This window comes from Cognatilysobacter segetis (assembly GCF_004359965.1).
Taxonomy (GTDB): domain Bacteria; phylum Pseudomonadota; class Gammaproteobacteria; order Xanthomonadales; family Xanthomonadaceae; genus Cognatilysobacter; species Cognatilysobacter segetis.
Map to the genome: position 1 here is coordinate 67,180 of NZ_SMRQ01000011.1, position 20,666 is coordinate 87,845.

19 protein-coding genes and 1 tRNA gene are annotated in these 20,666 nt (G+C 68.5%); 9 read left to right on the top strand and 11 right to left on the bottom strand.

Features of this window, described 5'->3' with window-relative positions; all coding sequences use genetic code 11:
- Positions 1 to 145 precede the first annotated feature (145 nt).
- Positions 146 to 3,277 (top strand): Rne/Rng family ribonuclease, encoded by a 3,132-nt coding sequence (locus E4F61_RS03930; RefSeq protein WP_133478366.1) that lies wholly within the window; start codon positions 146 to 148, stop codon positions 3,275 to 3,277.
- Positions 3,278 to 3,374: 97 nt separating this feature from the next.
- Here the strand turns inward: E4F61_RS03930 and E4F61_RS03935 are convergent, their stop codons facing one another.
- The 5 genes from E4F61_RS03935 to E4F61_RS03955 form a co-directional block, all read right to left on the bottom strand.
- On the bottom strand, positions 3,375 to 4,031 hold the full coding sequence (locus E4F61_RS03935; RefSeq protein ID WP_133478367.1) for a response regulator: 657 nt from the start codon (positions 4,029 to 4,031) through the stop codon (positions 3,375 to 3,377).
- A 70-nt stretch (positions 4,032 to 4,101) separates the two neighbouring features.
- Positions 4,102 to 5,028, bottom strand: coding sequence for a DUF4097 family beta strand repeat-containing protein (locus E4F61_RS03940; protein WP_133478368.1), 927 nt, complete (start codon positions 5,026 to 5,028; stop codon positions 4,102 to 4,104).
- A 12-nt stretch (positions 5,029 to 5,040) separates the two neighbouring features.
- Entirely contained in the window at positions 5,041 to 5,526 is a 486-nt protein-coding gene (locus E4F61_RS03945) for a hypothetical protein (RefSeq protein WP_133478369.1), read from the bottom strand.
- Positions 5,523 to 6,095, bottom strand: coding sequence for an RNA polymerase sigma factor (locus E4F61_RS03950; RefSeq protein WP_425480105.1), 573 nt, complete (start codon positions 6,093 to 6,095; stop codon positions 5,523 to 5,525). The genes E4F61_RS03945 and E4F61_RS03950 overlap by 4 nt, the downstream gene beginning before the upstream one ends.
- A gap of 255 nt (positions 6,096 to 6,350) precedes the next feature.
- Positions 6,351 to 6,620: a hypothetical protein gene (locus E4F61_RS03955; RefSeq protein WP_133478370.1), complete on the bottom strand. Its 270-nt coding sequence runs from the start codon at positions 6,618 to 6,620 to the stop codon at positions 6,351 to 6,353.
- Positions 6,621 to 7,728: 1,108 nt separating this feature from the next.
- Between E4F61_RS03955 and E4F61_RS03960 the strand changes: the two genes are divergently transcribed.
- The 5 genes from E4F61_RS03960 (at position 7,729) to E4F61_RS03980 (ending at position 12,805) form a co-directional block, all read left to right on the top strand.
- A complete protein-coding gene (locus E4F61_RS03960; RefSeq protein ID WP_133478371.1) occupies positions 7,729 to 8,205 on the top strand; it encodes a redoxin domain-containing protein in 477 nt (158 codons plus the stop codon).
- A gap of 2 nt (positions 8,206 to 8,207) precedes the next feature.
- Positions 8,208 to 8,744 (top strand): DsbA family protein, encoded by a 537-nt coding sequence (locus tag E4F61_RS03965; RefSeq protein WP_133478372.1) that lies wholly within the window; start codon positions 8,208 to 8,210, stop codon positions 8,742 to 8,744.
- Positions 8,745 to 8,862: 118 nt separating this feature from the next.
- The gene (locus E4F61_RS03970; protein ID WP_202908936.1) at positions 8,863 to 9,321 is read left to right on the top strand and encodes a PRC-barrel domain-containing protein; all 459 of its coding nucleotides are present in this window, start codon (positions 8,863 to 8,865) and stop codon (positions 9,319 to 9,321) included.
- Between the two features lie 360 nt (positions 9,322 to 9,681).
- Complete coding sequence (locus E4F61_RS03975; protein WP_133478374.1) at positions 9,682 to 11,064, top strand: PAS domain-containing protein; 1,383 nt, start codon at positions 9,682 to 9,684, stop codon at positions 11,062 to 11,064.
- A gap of 607 nt (positions 11,065 to 11,671) precedes the next feature.
- On the top strand, positions 11,672 to 12,805 hold the full coding sequence (locus E4F61_RS03980) for a low temperature requirement protein A (protein WP_133478375.1): 1,134 nt from the start codon (positions 11,672 to 11,674) through the stop codon (positions 12,803 to 12,805).
- A gap of 146 nt (positions 12,806 to 12,951) precedes the next feature.
- Here E4F61_RS03980 and E4F61_RS03985 read toward each other — a convergent pair whose 3' ends face one another.
- Positions 12,952 to 13,434 carry a DUF421 domain-containing protein gene (locus E4F61_RS03985; protein ID WP_133478376.1) on the bottom strand — a complete coding sequence of 161 codons (483 nt, stop codon included), beginning with the start codon at positions 13,432 to 13,434 and terminating at the stop codon, positions 12,952 to 12,954.
- Positions 13,435 to 13,802: 368 nt separating this feature from the next.
- Here E4F61_RS03985 and E4F61_RS03995 point away from each other — a divergent pair, with 368 nt between their 5' ends.
- Complete coding sequence (locus E4F61_RS03995; RefSeq protein ID WP_133478377.1) at positions 13,803 to 14,216, top strand: hypothetical protein; 414 nt, start codon at positions 13,803 to 13,805, stop codon at positions 14,214 to 14,216.
- Between the two features lie 115 nt (positions 14,217 to 14,331).
- Here E4F61_RS03995 and E4F61_RS04000 read toward each other — a convergent pair.
- Both E4F61_RS04000 and E4F61_RS04005 read right to left on the bottom strand, forming a co-directional pair.
- A tRNA-Ser gene (locus tag E4F61_RS04000) sits at positions 14,332 to 14,421 on the bottom strand.
- A gap of 45 nt (positions 14,422 to 14,466) precedes the next feature.
- Positions 14,467 to 15,459 carry a LysR family transcriptional regulator gene (locus E4F61_RS04005; protein ID WP_133478378.1) on the bottom strand — a complete coding sequence of 331 codons (993 nt, stop codon included), beginning with the start codon at positions 15,457 to 15,459 and terminating at the stop codon, positions 14,467 to 14,469.
- 109 nt (positions 15,460 to 15,568) lie between these two features.
- On the opposite strand from E4F61_RS04005, the gene E4F61_RS04010 reads away from it, so the two are divergent.
- Positions 15,569 to 16,141 carry an FMN-dependent NADH-azoreductase gene (locus E4F61_RS04010; RefSeq protein WP_133478379.1) on the top strand — a complete coding sequence of 191 codons (573 nt, stop codon included), beginning with the start codon at positions 15,569 to 15,571 and terminating at the stop codon, positions 16,139 to 16,141.
- 39 nt (positions 16,142 to 16,180) lie between these two features.
- Here the strand turns inward: E4F61_RS04010 and serS are convergent, their stop codons facing one another.
- On the bottom strand, positions 16,181 to 17,461 hold the full coding sequence (gene serS / locus E4F61_RS04015) for a serine--tRNA ligase (protein WP_133478380.1): 1,281 nt from the start codon (positions 17,459 to 17,461) through the stop codon (positions 16,181 to 16,183).
- Between the two features lie 114 nt (positions 17,462 to 17,575).
- On the opposite strand from serS, the gene E4F61_RS04020 reads away from it, so the two are divergent.
- Positions 17,576 to 18,217, top strand: coding sequence for an energy transducer TonB (locus E4F61_RS04020; RefSeq protein ID WP_162301396.1), 642 nt, complete (start codon positions 17,576 to 17,578; stop codon positions 18,215 to 18,217).
- Here the strand turns inward: E4F61_RS04020 and aroA are convergent.
- Both aroA and hisC read right to left on the bottom strand, forming a co-directional pair.
- Entirely contained in the window at positions 18,201 to 19,517 is a 1,317-nt protein-coding gene (aroA, locus tag E4F61_RS04025) for a 3-phosphoshikimate 1-carboxyvinyltransferase (RefSeq protein ID WP_133478382.1), read from the bottom strand. The genes E4F61_RS04020 and aroA overlap by 17 nt on opposite strands.
- On the bottom strand, positions 19,514 to 20,641 hold the full coding sequence (gene hisC / locus E4F61_RS04030; protein WP_162301397.1) for a histidinol-phosphate transaminase: 1,128 nt from the start codon (positions 20,639 to 20,641) through the stop codon (positions 19,514 to 19,516). Before hisC ends, aroA begins: the two co-directional genes overlap by 4 nt.
- Positions 20,642 to 20,666 lie beyond the last annotated feature (25 nt).

A 20,666-nucleotide genomic window follows, 5' to 3' on the forward strand; every position in this document is an offset into this window, starting at 1 on the left:
CGAGTTTCACGAACAAGCGCTCCCGCGGCCCGCCGTGGTGTGCAGCGCTGGAAGTGGGGCCCTCGACCGCGCGTTGCGCGACAGAGGCCCGTGCCCAGACGACGCCACGGCGCCGTCGCGCGGACTGCGCGCGAGGACGCCACCCATGAAGCGAATGCTCATCAACGCGACGCAGGCTGAAGAGCTGCGCGTCGCGATCGTCGACGGTCAGAACCTGTACGACATCGACATCGAACAACCGGCGAAGGAACAGAAGAAGTCCAACATCTACAAGGGCCGCATCACCCGCCTCGAGCCGTCGCTCGAAGCCGCCTTCGTGGAATACGGCGCCGAGCGCCACGGCTTCCTGCCGCTCAAGGAAATCTCCCGCGACTACTTCCAGGCCGGGGTCGACCCGAACAAGGCCGGGCTGAAGGAACTCCTCAAGGAGGGCCAGGAAGTCGTCGTGCAGGTCGACAAGGAAGAGCGCGGCAACAAGGGCGCCGCGCTGACGACCTTCATCTCGCTCGCCGGCCGTTACATGGTGCTGATGCCGAACTCGCCGACGGCGGGTGGCGTGTCGCGCCGCATCGAGGGCGATGACCGCGCCGAGCTCAAGAAGGCGATGGATTCGCTGAACATCCCCGACGACATGGGGGTGATCATCCGCACCGCCGGCGTCGGCCGCGATGCGGAAGAACTGCAGTGGGACCTCGACTACCTGCTTCAGATCTGGCGCGCCGTCTGCGAAGCCGCGCTGTCCAAGCCCGCGCCGTTCCTGATCTACCAGGAGTCGCGCCTGATCATCCGCGCGCTGCGTGACTACATGCGCGCCGACATCGGCGAGATCCTCGTCGATACGCCGGAGATGTACGCCGAAGCCCGCGACTTCGTGCAGCAGGTGATGCCGCACAACGCGCGCAAGCTGAAGCACTACACGGACGACGTCCCGCTCTTCAATCGCTACCAGATCGAGTCGCAGATCGAGAACGCCTACGAGCGCACGATCAAGCTGCCGTCCGGCGGCGCGCTGGTCATCGACCAGACCGAGGCGCTGACCGCGATCGACGTCAACTCGGCACGCGCCACCAAGGGCGGCGACATCGAGGAGACGGCGTTCAACACGAACCTGGAAGCGGCCGACGAAGTCGCGCGCCAGATGCGCCTGCGCGACCTCGGCGGGCTGGTGGTGATCGACTTCATCGACATGTCGTCGAGCAAGCACCAGCGCGAGGTCGAGAACCGGCTGTCGAATGCGCTGCGACATGACCGCGCGCGCGTGCAGATCGGCCGCATCTCGCGCTTCGGGCTGCTGGAGCTGTCGCGCCAGCGCCTGCGTCCGTCGCTCGGCGAGTCCAGCCAGATCGTCTGCCCGCGCTGCGAAGGCCACGGCCGCATGCGCAGCGTCGAGTCGCTGTCGCTGTCGGTGCTGCGCCTGGCCGAGGAGCACGCGATGAAGGACAACACCGGCCAAGTGCTGGTGCAGGCGCCGGTCGAGATCGCGAACTACCTGCTCAACGAGAAGCGACGCGCGCTGGCCGAGATCGAGGCCCGCCACGACGCGCCCATCGTGATCGTCGCCGACGACCAGCTCGAGACGCCGCACTTCGAAGTCAGCCGCATCCGCGAGAATGAACTGGGCGAAGAGACCAGCAAGCCGAGCTACCAGCGCGGCACGCCGCGCAAGCTGGCGACGCATGCGCTGACGAAGGCGCACCTCAACATCCCGCCGCCGCCGGCCGTCACGAAGGTGCTGCCGTCGACGCCCGCGCCGCTGCGCGAGCCGAAGGAGGCCGCGCAGCCGGTCGCCCCGACGCCCGCCGCGGTCGCCCCGACGCCCGCGCCGACGCATTCGGTCGGTCTCGTCGAACGCATCATGCGGTTCTTCCGCGGCCAGACGCCGGTCGCCCCGCCGCCGGCGCCTGCGGCGACGTCGCGCGACGTGCGCGGCGAGCCGGGTCGACGCGACCGCAACGAGCGCCGCGGTCGCGACGCGCGCCGGGACGAGCGTGGCCCGCAGCAGGGCCGCGGCCAGCAGCCTTCGGGGAAGAGCGCACAGCCGCCGGCACAGGGCAAGAACGCGCAGAAGCCGCAGGGCGGCGGCCGCGGCCAGCCGGCCGCGGATCGTCCGCAGGGCGGCAAGCCGCAGCAGGCACAGCCGCCGCGTCCGCCGCAACCGTCGCGCGAGCCGAAGGAAGCGCGCGAGCCGGCCGTGCAGTCAGCACCGGTCGCGCCCGTTCGCGAAAAGGCCGAGAAGGCGCCTCGCCCGCCGGTCGACACTGCGATCGCACCGGCCGCCATCGCCGCCGTGACGACCTCGCCTGCGTCGGAGAACGCCGCCCCGGCGCCGGAACCGACCGTCACGACCGTGGCTTCGCTGGACGCGGCCGCCGTCGCGATCGAACAGCTCGATGCGGCCGATGCGGCCAAGTCGGATAACGCGGCGCGCCGTCGTCGCGGCCGCCGCGGCGGTCGCCGCCGTCGCCGCAACGGCGCCGAAGGCAGCGAGGGCATGGAGTCGCTCGACGCCGCCGACCTGCAGGACGAGGCGGACGGCGACGACGAGGACATGGGCAAGCCCGCGGACGCCGCGGCTGCCGATGGCCGCCCGCAGCCGGAGTTCGAGTTCGACGACATCCCGCCCGCCGTCCCGGCGCGCACCCAGGCGGTCGCTCCCACCGCGGCGGTCAACGACACGCCCGTCGCTCCGCGGGCCGAGCGTCCGCGTGTCGAGGCGGACGTCCGTGAACCCGCAATCGCTACGCCCGCAGCGGCTTCCGTGATGTCGCCCGACCCGGCCGCGGTCGCGATCGAGACCGTCGAGCACGAAGTTGCGGTCAACGCCGCGCCTGCCGCGAACGCTCCGTCCCCGGTGGCGGCTCCGGAGGCCGCCACGACGCCGGCCGAGCCCGTGCTGCAGGCGCCGCCCGTCGCGACGACGCCGTCGGCCTCGTTGCCGGTCGCCGTGGTGCCGTTGGAGGCGCCTTCGGCACCGGTCGTCACGGCAGCGGCCGCGGCGCCGGTCGCTGCACCGACGCCGGCCATCCCGATGGAATCGCCCGTGCAGGCACCGTCGCCCGCAGTGGCTCCGCGCCTCGACGAGGCCGCTGCGGTCAGTGCCGCGGACGCGGCGGAGGTCGCGGTCGAGGCGGAAGGCGAACCCGAGGCTTTCGCCGGCAACGTCGAAGGCGTTTCGGCCGGATCGCCGGACGACGCGTCGGTGAACACGCTGCCGGGCGGCGCCCCGAACCAGGGCGACCTGCTCGACGGGAACGGGAATCCGGAACGGCGCGACTGACCCGTCGCGTCAACGAACGAAGGGCCGCGAATGCGGCCCTTCGTCGTTCTGGGGGCCGGAAGCCCGCGGCCTGACCGTCGGTCGATCGCGCCCCTGACTAGTGGACGACGCTCGCAGGATCGGCGAGCCCGTATTTCCCTACCAGACGCGCCAGCCCGACGGTGTCGCTGATCGCCAGCCCCAGCTTCTCGAACATGCGGCTCTTGTGCGTATTGACCGTCTTCGGGCTGAGGCTGAGGCGACGCGCGATCTCCTGCTGCGGCAGGCCCTGCACCAGCATCAGCGCGATCTCGATTTCCCGCGGCGAGCATTCGTCGAACGGCGAACCGCCGCCGCCCATGCCGGCAAGCGCGAGGTTCTGCGCGACCGCCGGCGCGAGGTATTTCTTGCCGCGCGATACGTCGCGGACGGCCCGCAGCAACTCGTTGGGATCGCCGGCCTTGCCGACGTAACCGCAGGCACCCGCCTCGATGAGGCGCTTGGGCAGCGGTCCGTCTTCCAGCACCGAGACGATGATGACGCGCGCGCCGTAATCGCCGCGCACGATCCGTTCGGTCACTTCGAGCCCGCTCAGGCCCGGCAGGTGCAGGTCGCAGAGCACGACGTCCGGCAGCAGCGTGCGCAGTTGCGGCAGGGCCTGCTCGCCGCTGTCGGCCTCCCCGACGACCTCGATGTCGGTCTGTGCGGAGAGGATCATGCGCATGCCGGTGCGCACGATTGCATGGTCGTCGATGATGAAGACGCGGATGGACATCCTTTTCCCCCGTTGATCCGAAAATCCCCGGGCGAGGCTACTGGCGGCTCTCCGGCCGCGCAACCGCCGCTCAGTCGAGCGTGATGTCCGCGTCGCCGGAGAAGGTCTCCACCGATACGTTGGCATCGCCGCCGCCGTAGCGATGGCGGAAGCTCGAACCCGGCCCGTGTTCCGGGCGGTCGATGGTGGCGCCGGGCGCGCGCAGGCTGCCGCTGAAGCTCTCGCCGCGTACCTCCGCCGACACGCTGCGCGGCAGGCGCAGGCGGACATCACCGCTCACCGTTTCGAGCTTCATGCGCGCATGCGGCGACAGCGCGGTGCGCACGCCGACGTCGCCGCTGACGCTCGAGCCCTCGAACTTGTCGATGGGCGTATCGAGCACCTGCACGTCGATCTTGCCCGACACCGATTCCACGCCGATCTCACGACCGAGCCGGCCGCTCAACCGGATCGAGCCGCTCACGCTGTCGACCTCGACGTTCGCGCGGTTGATGGTCAGGTCCACGTCGCCGCTGACGCTGTTGACCTCGACCTCGTCGGCCGCGGCGGCGACCTTGGTATTGCCGCTCACGTTGTCGATGCTGAGCGAGGACGGCGAGACGCCCCAGGCGAGCACGTCGGCGGCGACGGCGGAGATATCGAGATCCGCGCGCACCGGCACGGTGATCTTCAACACCGTCGGCTCGCTGCGCTTCGCGCCGCCCAGCAGGCGCGAGAACCCGCCGCCGTCCGGATAGCGCACCGCGATCCGCAAGGCGTCGCCATCGCCCTCGATGTCGAGCTTCTCGACGCCGGCGCCGAGGCTGCCCTCGATGCGGACCTCCGGTCGATCCCAGGCGCGCACTTCGATGAGGCCCGTGGGGTTCTCGATCTCGACGCGCCCGCGCATCGCCAGCGGTCGTGATTCGTTGATGGGGGTCGCGGCGAGCGTGGCGCTCGAGGCGACGGCGAGCGACACGGCGACGGCCAGGCGCGTGATGACGGTACGGGTGTGCATGGGACTCTCCGGTCAGCCCACGAGCGCGCGCTGCGACAGCGCGAGCCGGAGGGAATAGGTACGCCGCAGCTGTTCGAGCAGCAGGCGGGAATCGGGATCGCGCTGGAGCGCGCGACGGATTTCGCGCGCACTGCGGTCGAGTTCGGTGAAGGCCGGTGCCAGCTCGGCCGGCGCCTGTGCATCGGGCATCGCCTGCAGCGCACGGTCGTACTCGCGCGTCATCGACTGGGCCTCGCGATGCGCGACCGACGCGGTGCCGCCCGGCGCACGCGTGCCCAGCACGAGCCCGCCCGCGGCGATGACGAGCAACACGCTCGCCGCGAGCGCGAATCGGGGCGCCGCCACGCGGCGCGGTTGCGGCGCGGCGGCAAGGCGCGCTTCGATGCCCGGCCAGAGGTCGACCGGAGGCGGCGCGTCGCGGCGCAGCGCGCGCAGCTGCCAGCGCAGCGCATCGGACAGCGCGCCGTGTTCGTCGGGGGACATGCGTTCGTCGTTCATGCGGATTCTCCAAGCCGTTCGCGCAGCAGCCCGCGCGCCCGGTGCAGCTGGGCCTTCGAACTGCCCACGGCCATGCCGAGTTCCTCGGCGATTTCCTCGTGGCGCCAGCCCTCGATGTCGTACAGCACCAGCACCGCGCGCGCCCGCGGCGGCAGGCTGGCGACGGCACGCTCCAGGTCCATGCGCAGCGCGGTGCGGCCACCGGCCGAGTCCTGCAGGCCGACGTAGTCGAGCCCTTCGTCGTCGCCTTCGTCGTGGCGCCGCACGCGGCGCGAGCGCATCTCCATCAGCGTGGTGTTCACGGCGAGCCGGTGCAGCCAGGTGCCGAACGCCGAGTCGTTGCGGAAATCGCGCAGCGACTGCCACGCACGCACGAACGTCTCCTGCGTCAGGTCCTCGGCGCGGGCGCCCTGCCCGCCCACGAGCCGGCTGATGACGCCGTGCACGCGGCCGCAGTGGCGGCGATAGAGCGATTCGAACGCACGCGTGCTGCCGGCAGCGGCCGAGGCGACGAGCGCGCGATCCTCGTCGACGGCGACGGTGGCGGCATTCGAGGACACGTCGAGCACGGCGGTGAGCATACCCTTCGGATGCGCCATGCCGGCCGGCGGTTTAAACGGCTGGGCCCGCCAGAAATGAAGGGCTCCCGGGGGGAGCCCTTGCAGCCGATCGCGGGGAGCGCGCCCGCCGGCGGTTGTTCCGGAGCGGCCGACGCCGCCCTGACCAGCAGAAATTTCTACAGTCGCGGCCGCTGCGCTACTCGCGTCGTCCCGTGGAAGCCCGGTAAGCCCGATTCCAAGTGTGGGAACGCGCAGCGCCCCTCGTCATGCCTGCCGGAAGCCCGGTGACGATCCATGAGCTGCCTCGCAAACGTGCATCGCGCCCTCGATTATTACCTCGTCGGCCCGGGTGGCCAGCCCGTAGCCGCGAAGCGCGATCGCGTGGGCCAAGTCAGGCGACAGCGTCGACATCGCGAATGACGCGGAACCGACGCGACGAAGCTTTCCTTCCGCCATGAGGCCGTACGGCGGCCGGGGCGCCAGCGGCACCACTATCAGGAACTGGTCGGCTCGGCGGTAGAGGTCGAAGTTCACGAGCGGCCTCGGTCCGAACGTTCGGCTCTGAACCGCGTTCGGCTGGGTTTGAGACGTCCCGGGCCCGGCGCGTGGCCAAGCCTCCTGCGGCCTGCTCCCGCCATAGCGCCCTGAAAGCGCGCATCTGGCTCGCCGTAGGATCACCCTCTGCCGCGGGCTGTTACGCGGCGGTGAGCCAATCCGCCGGTCGCCTCGGAGGTGCTCGCAGCGCGGCGTCACCAGTCCAGGCTGCACGGCCGAAATGGTGCAGCTCACCACGACGACTGCCGCTGCAGGTCTCGAGGTTTTATCGAGGTCATCGGCGCCGTTGTCGTGCCCCTGGACGGCCGACCATTCCCGTCGAGCATCGGTGCACCCGTCATCCACCTCGTGCGAGCTCTAGGCGACTCGGGCCCGGCCGCCACCTCGTGCAAACGACAATCGATGATGCGTTCGCACGCCTCGGAAGCCGGATGCAGCGGGCTGCGACGGTTGACGAGCTCGAACCTCACCCACCACGACCGGGCGCCGTGTCGGTGGAATCACGCCGCTGAGCTCGAACGCCGTGGCGCCGGGGTCAACCGTTGAACGGCCGATGTAGACCAAATCAGCAAGCGGCGGACACCGTGACCTCGGGACATTACGTAGGGAATGTACGGATGCCGGTAGCCATCCCCATGGCGGTATGTTCCTGTTCCCGATGATCGATGTGCAGCACACCAGGTGCGCGATGCAGCTGCCGGTGACCGAAAGCGCGAACCGCGGTTTGGCCGAAGCGACGGCCGCGCCTCTTTTTCGCCAGCGATCGCCACGCCGCGACGCCCGTACCCGACCGGCGAACCCAGCTATGGGAGCCCGGAGTGCTGCGCACAGTGAGAGAGTGAGAGTTCGGCGACACGATAGGAGCGCTCGTATCCATACCTGACGGTTGTGGTTACGACCTAACGTAGATCCGTGGGCGGCTTGCGTTCCGTTGCCGTGGATCGTAGCCGTTGGTGGGTGGCTCGGTGCGTACATGCCAACGCCGGGCATGGCGTTTCCGACCTTGGAATGACCACTCAGGCTACGGCGCGCCGCGAGGCCGCCAGCCGCGGTGGCCTCGGCACCGGCACGCTAAGGGAGATACGACATGTCGACCATTCTTCGTGCCGGCACACAGGCACCTGGCTTCGAGCTCCGCGTGACACCGGACCAGATGCTTCGTCTGGACGAGGTCGAAGGCAAGCGCGTCGTGCTCGCCTTCTACCCCGCCGACTGGAGCCCGGTGTGTGGCGACCAGATGGCGCTCTACAACCAGGTGCTTCCGGAGTTTCGTAGCCGAGGCGCCGAGATATTCGGAATCTCGGTCGACGGCGCCTGGTGCCATCAGGCCTTCGCGCAGGCCAGGAACCTGCATTTCCCCCTGCTGGCGGACTTCGAGCCCAAGGGCGAGGTGGCGCGCGCTTACGGGGCGTACCGGGCGTCGGAGGGCGTCTGTGAGCGTGCGCTGTTCGTGATCGACGAGAAGCGTCAGATCGCCTGGAGCTACTGCTCACCGATCGCCGTGAACCCCGGCGCCGATGGAATTCTCGATGCGCTCGACGCGCTGCAGAAAACAGGAGCATGAGGATGGCAACGCTCAAGGTTCCCGTCACCGCCTCGGACCACGTCCTTGCCGCAGAAAACGCAGCGGTGGTGTTGGTCGAGTATGGCGACTACCAATGCCCTCACTGTGCCGCAGCGCAGGGACCTGTTAAGCAGATTCTGTTGCGCTACGGAGGCAGAGTCGGTCTCGTATTCCGCCATTTCCCGTTGACCGAGGTGCATCCGATGGCGGCTCCGGCGGCCGAGGCAGCCGAGTTCGCCGGAGACCACGGACGGTTCTGGGAAATGCACGACGCGATCTACGCAAACCAGGCGAACCTGAGCCCCGAGCTGCTCATAGCGCTGGCAAACGCACTTCACCTGTCCAGCCATGAATTGCGGGAAGCGCTGGTTTCCGGGCAACACGCACGCAAGGTGCAGGCCGACTTCATGGGCGGTGTGCGCAGCGGCGTTAACGGTACACCCACGTTTTTCGTGAACGGGATCCGCCACGATGGCGGCTATTCGGTGCCCGAACTCGCCGCGAGCATCGAGAACGCGATGCTGGCGGCAGCGCCGTGAGCTCCTAACTCCGGCACCGCGAAATGACGACCGTCGATGCGGCGAACCTGCGAGGCCGCGACGATCTTGGTGTCAGCGGAGGTGGCTGGCCTGGTTATTCAACTGGAGGAGTCTTGCTATGTCGAACATGATGCTCACGGCCGCGCTTCGCGGCCCCAACACAAGTTGGAAACAGCCCGCCCGTGCACAAGCAGCGCGACACGTTGGATATCAAATGCTGCTGGCCGCTGCGATCGCGTTTACTTTCGCTGGCAACATCCACGCACAGGCAGTCGAACTGGTTGTCGTGGATGTCAAGGCGGTCGCCGTCGGCCTGCAGGCATCCAAACTCATAGGCATGGACGTCCGCAATTCCCAGGGTGAGAAGATCGGCACCATCGACGACCTGCTCATCCTCCCGCGCGCGCGCGCATTCGCGATTCTGCAGGTCGGCGGTTTTCTTGGCATCGGCGGCCACCTCGTCGCCGTGCCGCTTGATAGCCTGACCATTACTGCCGGCGGCAGTCGCGCATCGCTTCGTGGTGCTACGAAGGACGCTCTCAGGAAGCTGCCGGAATTCCACTACAAAAAGAAGTGAGCCGACCGACGATGGCGCACCTTGGCCTCGCCAGGGTGCGTCCCGCCGGCGGGACGCCAGTGGGGGCGTCCTTTTCAGGGAAATGATCCTGCGGCACGGCCAACGGCAGGAAGCGCGGCGAATGAAGCGCGGCATCGCGATGCGGCGGTCAACCCACCCGCCGTGCGCGGATGCCCTGGGCACGACGTCGGTTGGGCTGCGACGGGGGCCGGGCGCACGGGCCAGGCGTGGTGTCACAACCGTTGGGCCTGCCGCACTCGGGACGCCTGGCGGCGCCCTCCTCGCCATCCCGTAACCCTCCGATAACGCTCGTACGCCGCAACATGGCGTGTCGGCACTACCTGACGAGCTTCGGCATATATGCACCCTCAGGAAACCCAGCTGGGACTCGTCCGGGACCTGCTCGGCGTGTGTCCGTACTCCTGGAACCCTCGAACAGGCGCCCTCGATTGGGACAACCGCCTGCGCGAAATGTGGGGGCTGCCAGCCGGAGCAGCCATTGACGAGGAGACCTTCAAGGCAGGCGTCCACTCTGACGACTGGCCGCGCGTGGAAGCAGCGGTCGCACAGAGCGTCGATCCCGATGGCGACGGCGCTTACGCGCTCGAGTACCGCGTGATCGGCATCGGCGACGGCGTCGAACGATGGGTCCAGACGTACGGCCGGGCCATCTGCCGGAATCGCACGCCCATCGACATCGTCGGAGTGGTCATCGACATCACGGAGCGTAAGCGAAGCGAGACGCGGCTACGCGAGAGTGAACAGCTCTTTCGAATGTTCGCGGAAAACACGAATGACGTGCTCTGGATCGGCAACGCGGATCGTGAAGCGTTCGACTACCTGAGCCCGGCGTACGAACGCGTCTGGGGTGCAAAGGTGGGCAGCTTTGAGCCCACGTTCCGGCATTGGGTCGATTCGCTGCATCCCGACGACCGCAGCCAAGCCGCGGCGGGGCTCGCTCGTGTCTACGAGGGCGAAGCCCGAACCCTCAACTACCGGATCATCCGTAGCGACGGTGGCATACGCCGAATCCGTGACGCCGCCTTCCCGATATTCGACCGGCAGGGGAAGGTCGGCCACGTCGGTGGAATCGCACAGGACGTCACGCGCGCATCTCCCGCGCAGGTCTATATCGTCGGTGCCGGGAATTCGCCGCCACTCCGCCTGATGTCAGCGATGAGGGGCGCGGGTTATCGCGTCACGTATTTCGCGTCCGCACGTGGTTTTCTCGAGGTCGCCGCCGTTCTACAGCCGGGTTGCGCGTTGCTCGACGCGGGATCTGCCACGGATGAATTGGCGATCGTGCGGGAGCTGGAAGCGCTGGGCAGCGGCATCCGATCGATCGTTGTGGGACGAGACGCCGAGGGCATCGCTCCGGCGGTCGAAGCGATGAAGTCTGGTGCCTCCGACTATCTGGGCCCGGATTGTCAGGATGAAGCGGTAATGGCCGCGGTCGCCTCTGCAATGACGAAGATGCGGGACGCCGACTCCCGGGATCATGCCGCGGAAAACGCGGCGGTTCGCGTCGCCAATGTCTCAACGCGGGAGCGTGAAGTACTGGAGGGTCTGCTCTGCGGCGGATCGAACAAGACGATCGCTCGTGAGCTGGGCATCAGCCCGCGCACCGTGGAACTGCACCGTGCCCACCTGATGGAGAGGACGGGGTCGCACAGCCTGGGCGAACTTCTCCAGATTGCCCTGACCGCGGGACTGAAGCCGGGAAAAGGCTTGCATGCGCATTAGCGCCTTAGTGCACTCCGCGACCCATGGCTAGGCATGGGACCACCTCCGGACGCAGTAAGCGGTCGGCCCGCCGCGGTTGGTCCACCGCTTGTAACGCCACGGCACGGCGCCGTCTTGCTCGCGAGGCAGGGATTTCGCTGCCGAGCGCCCAGGTTTGGAAAACACCTGCGTTGGTGGAACTCCATCGGAAGTTTGGCCCCACGCCAAGCACTGGTGATCCGCGCCAGACCTGCGCGCTGCGGCCTCAGAACTACGGGCCTCTAACTCGTGTACTGGACCGTTCCCTGCGGCGCGCTCAGCTCCATGCGGAACGCGGTGCCCGCGCAGGAACTCCCGCCGTGTACCGACGCGCTCGTCCAACCGATCCGCTCACGGTCTCCAGTCAGCGTCTCGGCTTCCCCGGGTCCAGCGGTTCATCAGCAAAGTGCGCCGCGGCGGCATCGACGCTGAAGCCGCGACCGAGATCGATAGCCCGGTGCATCAGTGTTCCCGCACGCTTCTCCGCCAACGCCCGTGTCGGTACTTGCGACCGTGAACGGCCTCGATTCGATCGGCGACTCGTCGTCTGCAACCAGCACGGCCGGGCCCGGATAGCTACGGTGGCTGCATGAAGGACCTCAAATATTTCGACGCACACCGGCGCGCGACCTGGCTGGAGCTGTTCTTCGACCTGATTTTCGTCGTCGCGCTGAGTGATGCCGGCGAGATACTGAGCGAAACGCCGGGCGGCCACATCGCGCTCGGGCAGCTCCTGCACTACGTAATGGTGTTCCTGCCGCTCTGGTGGATCTGGGCAGGCCACACGATCTACGCCAATCGCTTCGATACCGACAGCCGCCAGCACCGGCTGTCGACCCTGCTGATCATGTTCCTGATGATCGTGATCTCGGCGCAGATCCTCGGTGCACGGGACCATGCCCATTACGCCTGGGCCGTGGCCTGCTACTGCGGGGCTCGGCTGATCATCGCTGCCATGTACTTCGTCTCCAAGCGCAAGCACCACGATCGCGGTGGCTTCGCGACGCAGGTGGGGGCGGTGTTCTCGATCGGCGCGGCGATCAGCCTTGCCTCGATCCTGCTGGAACCGCCGTGGAGCTACGCGGTGTTCTACGCGGGTATCGTGTTCGACATGGCCGCCCTGGTGCTACTCGACAAGCGGCTCAACGTCGTGCCGATGCACACGCCCCATCTCGTCGAGCGGGTCGGCCTGTTGACGATCATCATGCTGGGCGAATCGGTGTTCAGCATCTCGGCGGCGCTGGCGGACATCACCTGGAATCAGTCCAATGTGATTGCCGCCATCAGCGGATTCACCATGGTGTCGGCCATCTGGTGGATCTATTACGACAGCTTCCCACTGCTCGAACACCGCAGGCTGACGACCGGACATTCGATCGTCTATTCGCACTTCTTCCTCTTCATAGGCCTGGAGATCCTGGCCTCGCTGATCCGGCATGCGATCCTGGGCGACCTCGATCCGAACGACTTCCGTAAGCTGACCGCCGTCGGAACCGTACTATTCTTCCTGGGCAAGCAGTACGGCTACTACATGGAGGTTCCCAAGCTGCGGCCCTACCTGCTGTCGAACACCGCCGCCGTGTTTGCTCTAACGGCAGTCGTGCTGATGCTGCCGATCGGGCTCGAAGGCATGCTCGTGGGCATCACAGTGACGATGATCTGCTATGTGCTACTCAACTTGCGCTACCGCCACCTGGTGCGTGGCGAGCAGGCGCTGGCCTGAGCCGCCGCCCGCGATCTCGTCAGTTGTGGACGCGGTCGATCGATTGGGGCGATGTCGCATCCATGTGCTGCCCTCGATCCGAGTTGAGCGCCGCCACGAAACGGCGTCGGTTTCCTCTGGTTGTCAGCCGACGCCGCCTAGGTACGCTATTCGGTCTCAGCCCGTGCCTTCCGCTTGGTTACGCTGAGTACGCCATTGTTTTCGAGCACGGCGCTATGCACGTCGTCGACACAGGTGCAGCCGGCTTGGCGCAATGCACTTTGCAACTCGTGATCCGTCAAATGCATCTTCGCCATGGTGTCTTTGTAGAGCTTGCCGTTGTGAATGATCAGCTGCGGTCGTCCTTCGACAATGGCCTCGATCCGCTTGCTCTTGAAAGTCGCGAACCCGACGAAGTAGTTGATGGCTATCAGGCTTGTGGCAGAAATCAGTCCGCCGAGCAGCGAGTTGTCTCCTCCGTTCATTGAGTTTTGAACGGCGTTAGAGAGCACTAGAAGTAGTACAAGATCAAACGGCGCGAGTTGACCTATTTGCCGCTTTCCGCTTATGCGGATAACTACGATCAAGAAAACGTACACAATGCCGCCGCGTGCGACGAACTCCCACCAAGGTAGCGTCATGTTCAGCATTCGTGCGTTTCTCGCTAGAAGAAACGGGTGCGGTGGCTACGACCTGATTTAAGCCGCGCTGCAAAGCGGTGTCGGCTTGGACGAATCATTAGCCCTGGCGCGCAGCGAGCGCTAGGTGCATGCTCTGGTGGAACGGCCCGTGACTCCACTGCTCGTGTAGCTGAAGGGCCCTTCCGTGCAGCAATACCGGATCGGTATCGCCGAATTCGAACGCGGTTGGCCACGGGCTGCCTGAGCCAGCTGCGCAGCATGAAGAAGACACCCACGGTGGACGGCGCCGCCCCGACCTTCGGAGCATCTCAACGACGGCCTCCCCCTGGACGGCTTCGGCTTCCGAGGATCGGTTACCCCGATCATGAGCCGCCCGCATGACGAAATCCACGACCGAACCGGCGGCCGCGGGCCGCGCAGGCCGCTCCTCAGCCGCAGTACCGATTCCACCGCGTGATGAATCTGGTCGTGAAGCAGTGATCGTGGAGCAGCGGGCCTTGGTCGGGCATCGGCTTGGACGAATAGTTCTGCGTGCCCTACAACTTGCCGGATGTCAGACCGAACCGTCGGCCGCTGAGCTCGCCGTAACGCGTGCCGGAAGTGCCGGTGGCGAACTGAAACTGGTCGGTACGGCGGTCGCCGTACGCGAACGCGCCTTCCCCGTTTGGATGGACGGTGTAGACGAGAACCTCGCGTCGCGTAGGAAAACCACCTCGTTCAAGAGCCGACGAAGGGTGACCCGCTACGCCACGCTCGAGTCTCAGTGGCCGTGGCTGTGGCTGTGGCTGTGACGCGTCACTAGCCGAACGTCGCTGCGAAGGGGTTCGCCCAACACGGGTACGAGCACCGGCAGGTTTCCCGACCACAAAAAAAAGGCCCCAGCATCGTGGGGCCTCTTCGAAAGACTGGCGGAGAGAGTGGGATTCGAACCCACGGAAGGTTTGACCCTTCGGCGGTTTTCAAGACCGCTGCCTTAAACCGCTCGGCCATCTCTCCGGAGGCGCCGCGTCGCGGTCGCGCCCCGGAATTGTCGCACGAGGCTCAGGCGGTCACGACTTCGCCGCCACGGGCCGCGGCCTCCATGGCGTCGGTGCACGGCCGGCCGTGGATTTCGGAACACTGCAGGCGCGCCGATTCGACCAGCGCCGGTGCCCGCTCGGCGAGAAAGTCGATGAACACGCGGACGGCCGGCAGCATGCCGCGGCGCGACGCGAACACCGCATGGAAGATGCCCTGCGGCAGCCGCCATTCGGGCAGCACCACCTCCAGCTCGCCACTGCGCACGGCTTCGGCGCAGATCGTCTCCGGAAGCAGCGTGATGCCGATGCCCTGCTTGGCCAGCTGCATGAGCATCGGGAAGTCGAAGCCCATGATGCGCGGCTTGAGTTCCATGCGGCGCACCTCGCCGTTGGGTCCGTGCAGTTCCCAGCGCTGGCGCGCCTCGTCCTCGCTCATCGACATCGTGACGTGCTCGGTGAGTTCGTCCGGCGCCTTGGGCCGGCCCATGCGCTTGAGGTACTGCGGGCTGGCGACCAGCAGCTCCTGGATCTGGCCGAAGCTGCGCATCACCAGGCTGCCATCGTCGTCCAGCCGCGTGCGCACGCGCAGCGCAACGTCGAAGCCTTCGTTGATGACATCCACGCGCCGGTTGCTGATGTGCATCTGCACGCGAACCTGCGGGTAGAGCGCGAGGAATTCCGGCAGCAGCTTGGGCATGTGCTGCTGCGCGATGCCGACCGGAACGCTCACGCGGATCACGCCGCGCGGCTCGGCGCTCAGGCGGTCGACGACCTCGCGCGCGGCCTTGGCCTCTTCCAGCATCGACTGTGCATGGCGGTAGACGCTCTGGCCGACATCGGTCACGGCGAAGCGTCGCGTCGACCGCTGCAACAGACGCACGCCGAGATCGTTTTCCAGCTGGCTGATGCGACGGCTCAGGCGCGACTTCGGGATCCCGAGCGCGCGCTCGGCGGCGGCGAAGCCAGAGTGCTCGACCACGGCCGCGAAGTAGTAGAGATCGTTCAGATCGTTCATGGCGACAGTTCCATTCCCGCAACGGTGCGGGATATTGGACCACCTTAAGTCCACCCATGCAACACCCTAGGTCCTGTGGGGACCATCGTTGCCCCTACAGGACACCTGCATGAATCTGCTCCATCTCGACAGCAGCGCCCTCGGCGCCCATTCCGTCACCCGGGAGATCACGGCCGCCGCCGTCGAACGCTGGGCCGCCGACGCGGCGCCCGTTCGCATCGTGCGCCGCGACCTCGACGCCGCGCCGCTGCCGCACTTGTCCGCGGCCACGCTCGCCGGCGGGGACGCCGTCGCCGAATCGGCCGCCGTGCTGGACGAGTTCCTCGCCGCCGACGTCGTGGTGATCGGCGCGCCGATGTACAACTTCGGCGTCCCGTCGACGCTCAAGGCCTGGCTGGACCGCATCAGCGTCGCGGGCAAGACGTTCCGCTACACGGCCGAAGGCCCGGAGGGGCTGGTGCACGGCAAGACGGTGGTGATCGCGGTCGCCGCGGGCGGCGCGCACGCCGGCCAGCCGACGGATTTCGTCGAGCCCTACCTGCGGCAGCTGTTCGGCTTCCTGGGCGTGCGGGACGTGCACGTGGTGCGGGCGGACGGCGTCGCGATGTCCGCGGAGCACCGTCGCGAGGCGATCGAGCGCGCGGTCGCCGCACTGCCGGCCCCGCTCCGCCACGCGGCCTGACGAACCCGCGGCCGCCGCACGTTCGCGGCGGCCGTCCGGTCAGCGCAGGACGTCGATCCCGCCCATGTAAGGGCGCAGCACGTCCGGCACGACGATGCTGCCGTCGGACTGCTGGTAGTTCTCCATCACGGCGATCATCGCGCGGCCAACCGCCACGCCCGAACCGTTGAGGGTGTGCACCGGCTCGGGCTTGCCCGTGGCCGGATTGCGCCAGCGCGCCTGCATGCGGCGCGCCTGGAATGCGTCGCAGGTGGAGCACGACGAAATTTCGCGATAGGTCGCCTGCGACGGCAGCCACACCTCGAGGTCGAACGTCTTCGAGGCCGAAAAGCCCATGTCGCCCGAGCACAGCAGCATGCGGCGGTACGGCAGGCCGAGGCGTTCGAGCACCACCTCCGCGCACCGCGTCATGCGCTCGTGCTCCGCATCGCTCTCGGCGGGTCGGGCGATCGTCACCAGCTCGACCTTCTCGAACTGGTGCTGGCGGATCATCCCGCGCGTGTCGCGGCCGTGGCTGCCGGCTTCCGCGCGGAAGCACATCGAGTGCGCCGTCATCCGCAGGGGCATCTGCGCGTCCTCGACGATCTCGTCGCGCACGATGTTGGTCAGCGGCACTTCGGACGTCGGGATGAGGTAGCGCTTCGATTCGCCGACCGCGGTCGCGAACAGGTCGTCCTCGAACTTCGGCAGCTGCCCGGTGCCGCGCATGGAGTCCGCGTTGACCAGCAGCGGGACGTTGACCTCCATGTAGCGGTGCTCGCCGGTGTGCAGGTCGAGCATGAACTGCGCGAGGGCGCGATGCAGGCGCGCCAGCGGGCCGCGGAGCACGGTAAAGCGCGCGCCGGAGAGCTTGGCGGCGGTATCGCCGTCGAGCCAGCCGTTGCGCGCGCCAAGCTCGACGTGGTCGAGCGGCTTGAAGTCGAACGCACGCGGCGTACCCCAGCGCGCCTGCTCGACGTTGCCGGACTCGTCGCTGCCGAGCGGCACCGACTCGGCCGGCAGGTTCGGGATGCCGAGCGCGATCGATTCGATCTCGTCGCGGATCGCGTCCAGGCGCGCCTCGCTCGCCTTCAGCTCGTCGGCGATGCCGGCGACTTCGGCCATCAGCGGCGCGACGTCCTCCCCCTTCGCCTTCGCCTGGCCGATCGCCTTGCTGCGCGTGTTGCGGAGGTTCTGCAGCTCCTGTGTACGCGACTGGATCTGCTTGCGCTCGGCTTCCAGCGACTCGAGCGCGGACGCGTCGAGCGAATAACCGCGCGTGGCGGCGAGGCGTTCGGCGACTTCGGCGGGACGCTGGCGCAGCAGGACCGGATCGAGCATGGGGAACGGTTCGTCGAGCGGAAAGGCGGCATTATCACCGCAGCGCGCGCGCGGCGCTCCTTCCCGGGGCGTTAACGGCGGCGTACGCAGCATGAACCGATGGATACGACCCGCATGGCCCCCTCCTCCGCCCCGCCCGTCGAACCGCCCAAGCCCACTCCGCCGCCGCTGTGGCGGCGCACGTGGCCGTGGATCGCGCTCGCCTTCATCGTCGGACTGGTGCTCTTCGTGGTCGCGATCCGGCCGCAGCAGCACGGCGGGTTCTTCCGTGCCGGCGACGTGCCCCCGGCCGCCTCCGAGCCCGGCTATTCGCCGCTGCCCGCGCCGATGGCGGGCGAAGCGGGCTCGGGCATCGGTTCGCTCGAGCCGCCGCCCGCGGTCGAGGCACCGGTCGCGCGCCAGCCGGTCGAACGTCCCGCGCCCGCGGCCGCACCCGTGGAGCGCCCGGCGTCCGAACCGCGCGCGCCGGCAGTGGCGGACCGCAAGCCGCGCCCGCTCCCCGGCAGGACGCCGCCGCCCAACTATCCGAGCGGCGCGTTGCGCGACGGCACCACCGGCACCGTGCTCGTGCTGGTGCACATCGGCCCGGACGGCGTGCCCACGTCGACGGAGATCGCGCAGTCGAGCGGCTCGCGCGATCTCGACCGCGCGGCCGCGCAGGCCGTGCGCCGCTGGCAGTTCGAGCCGGCGATCGCGGACGGCCACCCCACGGTGGGCGACGTCGTCGTGCCGATCGACTTCAAGCTGACGGAGTGATCGCCGCGATCCGGCAACCGACCGACGCCGCGACGTCGACGAAACCCGGGACCGAGGTCGCCACGTTCTCGACGTCGCGGATGCGCACGTCGCCGTCGACCCGCTGCGCCAGTACGGCGGTCGCCATCGCGATGCGGTGATCGCCGTGGCTGTCGACGTCGCCCGCGTGCGGCGCACCGCCCTCGATCACCGCACCGTCGTCGCGCTCCTGGACGTTGATCCCGAGCGCCTGCAGCGCCGTCGACATCGCGGCGATGCGATCGGACTCCTTGACGCGCAGTTCCTCCGCGCCACGGACCGTCGTGCGGCCGCGTGCGCAGGCGGCGGCCGCGAAGAGCGCCGGGAACTCGTCGATCATGTCCGGCACAAGCGCGAGCGGCACGTCGATGCCGCGCAATGCGGCGGCGCGCACGCGCAGGTCGGCGACGGGTTCACCGCCCTCCTCCCGCTCGGCGTGCGCCTCGATGTCCGCGCCCATGAGGCGCAGCGCGTCGAGCAGGCCGGTGCGCCGCGGGTTCATGCCGACGCCCTCGATCAGGAGGTCGGACCCCGGCACGATCGACGCCGCCACCAGGAAGAAGGCGGCGGAAGAAAAATCCGCGGGGACGTGCACGTCGGTCGCGCGCAGGCGAGGGCGCCCCGCGACACGCGCCGCTCCCGGCGAAAACCGCACGTCCGCGCCGAACGCGCGCAGCATGCGTTCGGTGTAGTCGCGCGTCGGGCGCGGCTCGGCGACGGCGGTGTCGCCGTCGGCATAGAGCCCTGCAAGCAGCACCGCCGACTTCACCTGTGCGCTCGCGACCGGCGAGGCGTACTCGATGCCGGTCAACGGCGCGCCACCCGTGATGCGCAGCGGTGGCAGGCCCCCGTCCCCGGCGGCGATGCGGGCGCCCATGCGGGCCAGCGGCTCGGTGACGCGGCGCATCGGCCGGCGCGAGAGCGATTCGTCGCCGACCAGGACGCTGTCGAAGGCCTGCCCGGCGAGCATGCCGGCCAGCAAGCGCATGCCGGTTCCCGCGTTGCCGCAGTCCAGTGGCGCGGCCGCGGCGCGCAGCCCGTGCAGCCCGACGCCATGCACGATGCGCTCGCTCGGCGCGGGCGCTTCGATGCGCACGCCCAGTTGGGCGAACACGCGCGCGGTCGCGCGGGTGTCCTCGCCTTCGAGGAAGCCGGTGATGCGGCTGGTGCCCTCCGCGATCGCCGCCAGCATGATCGCGCGGTGCGATATCGACTTGTCGCCGGGCACGCGTAGCCGTCCGCGCAGCGGCGCACCGCGCGACGCGAGCCAGTCCAGGCTCATGCGTTCACCTCGTCCAGCGCGGCCAGCAGGCGCCGATTCTCGTCGGCGGTTCCGACCGTGATGCGGCTGTAGTGCGGCAAACCGTAGCCTCCCATCGGGCGCAGCACCACGTGGCGCTGCAACAGCGCAGCCTCGACCGCGGAGGTGCGCTCGCCGAAACGCGCGAGCAGGAAGTTCGTCTGCGACGGCAGCGTCGCGACGCCGCGCGCCGCCAGCGCCCGTGCGAGCGCGATGCGCTGCTCCGCATTGCGCGCGGTCGTCCAGCGCAGATGCTCGACGTCGGCGAGCGCCGCCTCGCAGGCGGCCAGCGCCATCGAATTGACGTTGAAGCTCTCGCGCACGCGCTCCATCACGGCGACCAGCCCCGGCGACGCGACCGCGTAACCGCATCGCAGCCCGGCGAGCGCATACGCCTTGCTGAAGGTGCGGGTGACCACGAGATTCCGGTGCGCCGCGAGCAGCGGCAGCGCGCTCGCGTAGTCGGTCGCGTCGGCCATCTCCGCGTACGCCTCGTCGACGACGAGCACCACCTCGCGCGGCACCGCGTCCACGAAGCGGGCCAGTGTCTCCCGGTCGAGCCAGGTTCCGGTCGGGTTGTTCGGATTCGCGATGTATAGCAGCGCCGTGGACGGCGTGATCGCGCCCAGCAACGCGTCGGGGTCGTGCCCGAACGGCATTGGCGCGTCCTCGGACAGCGCCTCCGCCACGCAGGCGCGGGCACCCGAGGCGCGCGCCGCGAGCCCGAACACCGCAAAGCCGTACCGCGGATACACCACGTCGGTGCCCGGACCGGCAAAGACCTGGGCCAGCTGCATCAACAGCTCGTGCGAGCCGTTTCCGAGCAGCAGTTGCCCTTCATCGACGCCCAGCCGCCCCGCGAGCGCCGCCTTCAGCCGCGCGCCGCGGGGATCGGGGTAGCGATGCATGAGATGCAGCGCGTCCAGCACCGCGCCGCGCGCATTCGGCGACGGGCCGTACGGGTTCTCGTTCGAGCCGAGCTCGACCAGCCAATCGGTGCGCTGGCGGAGCGCCGCGACGTCGTGCCCCGGGTCGTAGGCGGCCAGCTCGCGGATGCCGGCGACGGCGCGCGCGGCGAACCATGCCTCGTCGAACCGGCTGCTCACGGCGCGGTCGCCGCCTGCGGTCCGC

Bases quoted from the DNA above. Each gene is read 5' to 3' on its own strand.
- E4F61_RS03985 (WP_133478376.1), bottom strand. From the start codon at position 13,434: ATGCTGAACATGACGCTACCTTGGTGGGAGTTCGTCGCACGCGGCGGC.
- E4F61_RS03970 (WP_202908936.1), top strand. From the start codon at position 8,863: ATGTCGAACATGATGCTCACGGCCGCGCTTCGCGGCCCCAACACAAGT.
- E4F61_RS03930 (WP_133478366.1), top strand. From the start codon at position 146: ATGAAGCGAATGCTCATCAACGCGACGCAGGCTGAAGAGCTGCGCGTC.
- E4F61_RS03960 (WP_133478371.1), top strand. From the start codon at position 7,729: ATGTCGACCATTCTTCGTGCCGGCACACAGGCACCTGGCTTCGAGCTC.
- E4F61_RS03945 (WP_133478369.1), bottom strand. From the start codon at position 5,526: ATGAACGACGAACGCATGTCCCCCGACGAACACGGCGCGCTGTCCGAT.
- E4F61_RS04010 (WP_133478379.1), top strand. From the start codon at position 15,569: ATGAATCTGCTCCATCTCGACAGCAGCGCCCTCGGCGCCCATTCCGTC.
- E4F61_RS03965 (WP_133478372.1), top strand. From the start codon at position 8,208: ATGGCAACGCTCAAGGTTCCCGTCACCGCCTCGGACCACGTCCTTGCC.
- E4F61_RS03980 (WP_133478375.1), top strand. From the start codon at position 11,672: ATGAAGGACCTCAAATATTTCGACGCACACCGGCGCGCGACCTGGCTG.
- E4F61_RS04020 (WP_162301396.1), top strand. From the start codon at position 17,576: ATGGCCCCCTCCTCCGCCCCGCCCGTCGAACCGCCCAAGCCCACTCCG.
- serS (WP_133478380.1), bottom strand. From the start codon at position 17,461: ATGCTCGATCCGGTCCTGCTGCGCCAGCGTCCCGCCGAAGTCGCCGAA.
- E4F61_RS03940 (WP_133478368.1), bottom strand. From the start codon at position 5,028: ATGCACACCCGTACCGTCATCACGCGCCTGGCCGTCGCCGTGTCGCTC.
- E4F61_RS04005 (WP_133478378.1), bottom strand. From the start codon at position 15,459: ATGAACGATCTGAACGATCTCTACTACTTCGCGGCCGTGGTCGAGCAC.
- E4F61_RS03995 (WP_133478377.1), top strand. From the start codon at position 13,803: ATGACGAAATCCACGACCGAACCGGCGGCCGCGGGCCGCGCAGGCCGC.
- E4F61_RS03935 (WP_133478367.1), bottom strand. From the start codon at position 4,031: ATGTCCATCCGCGTCTTCATCATCGACGACCATGCAATCGTGCGCACC.
- E4F61_RS03975 (WP_133478374.1), top strand. From the start codon at position 9,682: ATGCACCCTCAGGAAACCCAGCTGGGACTCGTCCGGGACCTGCTCGGC.
- aroA (WP_133478382.1), bottom strand. From the start codon at position 19,517: ATGAGCCTGGACTGGCTCGCGTCGCGCGGTGCGCCGCTGCGCGGACGG.